Source organism: Streptomyces albus subsp. chlorinus, from assembly GCF_013302895.1.
In the GTDB taxonomy this organism is placed as follows: domain Bacteria; phylum Actinomycetota; class Actinomycetes; order Streptomycetales; family Streptomycetaceae; genus Streptomyces; species Streptomyces chlorinus.
In genome coordinates this window covers 6513041-6517535 of record NZ_VJOK01000001.1, presented here as the reverse complement: position 1 = coordinate 6517535, position 4495 = coordinate 6513041, and the positions used below count along the sequence as shown (strand labels likewise).

The 4495-nt window shown below is 75.9% G+C and carries 2 protein-coding genes; one reads left to right on the top strand and one right to left on the bottom strand.

The window, feature by feature from the left end; genetic code table 11:
- Positions 1-22 precede the first annotated feature (22 nt).
- Positions 23-2626 carry a beta-glucosidase gene (locus FM076_RS28205; RefSeq protein WP_243274658.1) on the bottom strand — a complete coding sequence of 868 codons (2604 nt, stop codon included), beginning with the start codon at positions 2624-2626 and terminating at the stop codon, positions 23-25.
- A gap of 296 nt (positions 2627-2922) precedes the next feature.
- Between FM076_RS28205 and FM076_RS28200 the strand changes: the two genes are divergently transcribed.
- On the top strand, positions 2923-3930 hold the full coding sequence (locus FM076_RS28200; RefSeq protein ID WP_173873682.1) for a cation diffusion facilitator family transporter: 1008 nt from the start codon (positions 2923-2925) through the stop codon (positions 3928-3930).
- Positions 3931-4495: the final 565 nt, after the last annotated feature.

Sequence of the window (4495 nt, the reverse complement as noted above, 5' to 3'; positions counted from 1 at the left end):
GAGCACACTCCGTCACCGGAATTCAGCCTTGGACGTGCAGTTCCAGCTGGGCCGTGAGGCGGATGTCGGCGGCGCTGCGGCCGGCGGCGAAGGTGTGGGGGCCGGGATCGGCGTGCCAGGTCCGCAGGGTGTCGTCCCAGGACTGCACGGCCCGCAGGGGGACGGTCAGCCGGGCGTCCGCCGAGGCTCCCGCGGGGGCCTCCACCACGGCGAAGGCGGCGAGGCGGCGCTCGGGGCCCTCCGGTCCCAGGTAGAGCTGCACCACCTCGCGGCCGTGCCGGGGTCCGCTGTTGCGGACGCGGACGGTGACCTCGGCGACCGGGACGTAGGGGTCGTCACCGGCGGAGGGCGAGTCGGCGGAGGCGCGGCCGGTGATGTTGAGGAACTCGTACTCCCAGGTGGTGTAGCCCAGACCGTGCCCGAACCAGTAGGCGGGCTCGGCGCCGCCCACACGCCGCCAGGCGCGGTAGCCGATACGGGGGCCCTCGTTGTACGGCAGCTGTCCGTCGCTGTCGGGGACGACCTGGCGGACGGGAAGCCCGTCCTCCGCGTCGGGCCAGGTCGTCGGCAGCCGGCCGCCCGGCTCCGCGGCGCCGAGGAGCACGTCGGCGAGCGCGCTGCCGCCCTCCTCGCCGGGGAACCAGCACAGCAGCACGGCGGCCACGTCGTGGCGCCACGGCATCAGCACGGGGGCGCCCGCGTTCACCACGACGACGGTGCGGGGGTTGGCCTCGGCGACGCGGGCGACCAGGTCGTCCTGGCGGCCCGGCAGGGCGAGGTGCTCGCGGTCGACGCCCTCGCTCTCCGACTCGTCGGTGGTGCCGACGAACACCAGCGCGGTGTCGGCCGCCGCTGCCGCGCGGACGGCCCGCTCGATCAGTTCCTCGTCGGAGACGGCGGGGGCGCCGTAGCCCAGCTCGAAGGAGACCAGCCCGAACAGACCGCCGACGCCACGTGACGGTACGGAGTGGACGAGCCGGACGGGGACGGTGGTGCCCGCCTCCGCGTCGAGGAGGAAGACCCGCTGCGGCGGGTTGAGGAAGGCGGCGGCCGGGTCCTCGCTCTCGGGTGGCAGCTCCGCCTCGTACAGGACCCGCTCCCCCGCCTCCAGCCGGAAGTGGCCGACCCCGCGGACGGCGAGCCGGTGCGTACCGCTGACGGCCGGGGTGAACTCGCCCACCAGTTCCACGCGGCCCAGGTCGGCGAAGGAGGCCCCGCCGGGCAGGCTGCCCATCCAGCGCACGCTGCCGTCGCGCTGGTCGGTGCGGGCGAGTTCGGTGTCGTCCAGGCCGTGCAGCACGGCCGTCAGCCGGAAGCCGTCGGCGGCGCCCGCGGGGGCCAGTCGGGCGCGGGGGTCGGGCCCCGGCTCGTAGGACAGGTCCACACCTGCCGGAAGGGCGTCGCGGAGGGCGTCCAGCGGGGTACTGATCCGCGCGGGGAAGACCTGCGAGCTGCCCCCGCCGCCGAACCGGGGTGCGGCGGCGTGCACCCCGCACACCGCGAGGCGCCGCACGGCCCCGTCCGGACCATCGGTGGCGGTGGCGGCGCTGGCGGCGGTGGCTTTGCCGGCGCCGGTAGCGGTGCCGTCGCCGGTCCGGCCGGGGACGTCCAGGGGGAGAGCCGCGTTCTCGTTGCGGAGCAGGACGAAGGAGCGGGTGGCCAGGTCGCGGACGGTGGCGGTCCCGTCGAGGGGCGCGGGCCGCGCGTGGGCGGGCACGGCGGGCGGGGCGCCGTCCAGGACCCCCACCCGGGCGGCGAGCAGCAGGACCCGCCGGGCGAGGGTGTCGACCGTCTCGGCGGGGACGCGGCCCTCCCGGACGGCGGCGACCAGATGCTCGCCGTAGACGGTGTCCGGTCCCGGCATGGCCAGGTCGAGGCCGCCGCGGGCGCAGCCGAGGGTGGAGCGGGCGCCGGTCCAGTCGGAGACCAGGACGCCGTCGAACCCCCACTCGGCGCGCAGCACGCCGTTGGTGAGCGCGTCGTGCTCGCTCATCGTCACGCCGTTGACGCTGTTGTAGGCGGCCATCAGGGCCCAGGGGCGGGCGGTGCGCACGATGCGCTCGAACGGCGCGAGGTACAGCTCGCGCAGGGTGCGCTCGTCGGCGCGGACATCCACGGTGTAGCGGTCGGTCTCGGCGTCGTTGGCCACGTAGTGCTTGGGGGTGGCGCCGACACCGCCGTCCTGGAGCCCCTCGACGAGGGCGGCACCCAGGACGCCGGTCAGCTCCGGGTCCTCCGCGTACGCCTCGAAGTGGCGTCCGCCGTAGGGGGTGCGGTGCAGATTGACCGTCGGGGCGAGGACCACGTGGGCGCCCTTGCGGCGCGCCTCCTGCGCCAGCAGCAGCCCGGCCTCGCGGGCCGCCCGGATATCCCATGTGGCACCGATCGCGGTGGGGCACGGCAGGGCGATGCTGGGGTCCTCGGGCGTCCAGTCCTCGCCGCGCACCCCGGCGGGGCCGTCGGAGAGGACGAGCCGGCCGAAACCGGCCGCGCGGGCGGCGGCCGGGCCGACCGACCACATGTCCGTACCGCTCAGCAGCGCTGCCTTGCCCGGCAGGTCCAGCGCGGCGAGCGCCGCCTCGACGGCGGCCGTGCGCCGGTCGGTGTTCGGGGACCCACGGTTCATGCCACTCGCACCGCCCATGTCTCTCATGTCGATCACCGTTCGGTCGCGGCCAGCCTCTCAGATCCGGCCCTCCCCCACCCCGGGAAACCGGCCGGAGTCGTCCTGGTGCACCAGGTGGACGCAGCCGCCGGTGCCCTCCCGACGACAACGGAAATCATGAAGAAGCCGCAGGTCAGCGCAGTGTTATCGGTTTTGACAACGGTCACCGGTGCAGTCTTTGCACCCTGGCTGGGAGGTGGGTTTCACTTCAGGCAGCCGGGGCCGCACCAGCGGCTCGCCGATGGGGAGGAGTGGCTGTGGGCGCGAGTCACCAGCACGGGCACGGGGAGGCGGGGCACGGACAGGGCCACGCCGGGCACACGCACGGGGTCTCGGCCGGAGCGGACCGCCGCTGGCTGTCACTGGCGCTCGCACTGATCGTCGCCTTCATCGCCGTCGAGGCGTCCATCGCCGTGGTGGCGGGCTCGCTGGCGCTGCTGTCGGACGCGGCGCACATGCTCACCGACGCGGTGTCGATCGTGCTGGCGCTGGTCGCGATGCGGCTGTCGGCACGCCCGGCGCGGGGCGGCTACACCTTCGGCCTCAAGCGCGCCGAGATCCTCTCCGCCCACGCGAACGGGCTGACGCTGATCCTGGCGGCGCTCTGGCTCGGCTACGAGGCGGTGCGCCGCCTGCTCGACCCGCCCGAGGTGACCGGCTGGATGGTGGTGGCCACCGCGCTGGTGGGCATCGTGGTCAACCTGCTGGCGACCTGGTGCCTGTCCCGGGCCAACCGCTCCTCGCTCAACGTCGAGGGCGCCTACCAGCACATCCTCAACGACCTGTTCGCCTTCATCGGGACCGCCGTCGCCGGTTTCGTCGTCCTGGTCACCGGCTACGCCCGCGCCGACGCCATCGCCACCCTGCTCGTCGTCGCGCTGATGCTGAAGGCAGGCTGGGGGCTGCTGCGCGACTCGGGCCGGATCTTCCTGGAGGCGGCGCCCGAGGGCCTCGACCCGGACGCCGTGGGCGACGAACTGGCCGCGGCCGACGCGGTGACCGAGGTGCACGACCTGCACATCTGGACGATCACCTCGGGCGAGCCCGCCCTCTCGGCGCACGTCCTGGTCGAGCCGGGCGGCGACTGCCACCGGGTGCGCCGCGACCTCGACCGGCTGCTGGCCGACAGGTACGGGCTGACCCACACCACGCTCCAGATCGACCACGCCGACCGCCTGCCGGCCGGGGCCCACGCGCTCACCGCCACGGCGCACTGCGAAACCCCGCACGGCCCCGTGCACCACGACGGACCGCACCCGCACTGATCCCCGCGGCCGCGCACCACCGATCCCCGCCGCGGCCCCCGGTGGCGGCGGCCCCGCACCGGTACCTGCGGCATGGGAGCGGGCGGGGCGGGACCGGGCGGCCACGGGACCGGGTCGGGGCGGCTGGGTCGGGGGCGGGGCCGGGTCGGGGCGGGGCCGGGCCGGGGCGACAAGGGCCGTTCGGCCCCTGCTCAGCGGGGGCCGGGTGAGGCACGCTGGAGCACGGCACCGGGTCTCTCCCCGAGACCCCGCCGTGCCACCGCTGGGCTGCCGCCCGCGGCCTGTGGGGGGTCCGCGGGCGGCTTCTTCCTGTCCGGGCACCGGAGGCGTGGACCTCCGATGCCCGCCGTCGACCGCGCCGCGCGCTCAGCTCGTTCCCCGGCTCGCCGCACGGGCCGTCGCTGCCGGTGGGGCCGGGCGAGGGCGAGGGCGATGCGGAGCCGGTGGGGCTCGGGGACGGGGAGGCGGTGTCGCCGGGACAGGTGGGCGACGCGCTCGGCCCGCCGGGACCGCCGGGACCGGAGCCCCCCAGGACCCCCGGGGCCGCCCCGGGGCCGGGCGAGCC

Bases quoted from the DNA above. Each gene is read 5' to 3' on its own strand.
- FM076_RS28205 (WP_243274658.1), bottom strand. From the start codon at position 2,626: ATGAACCGTGGGTCCCCGAACACCGACCGGCGCACGGCCGCCGTCGAG.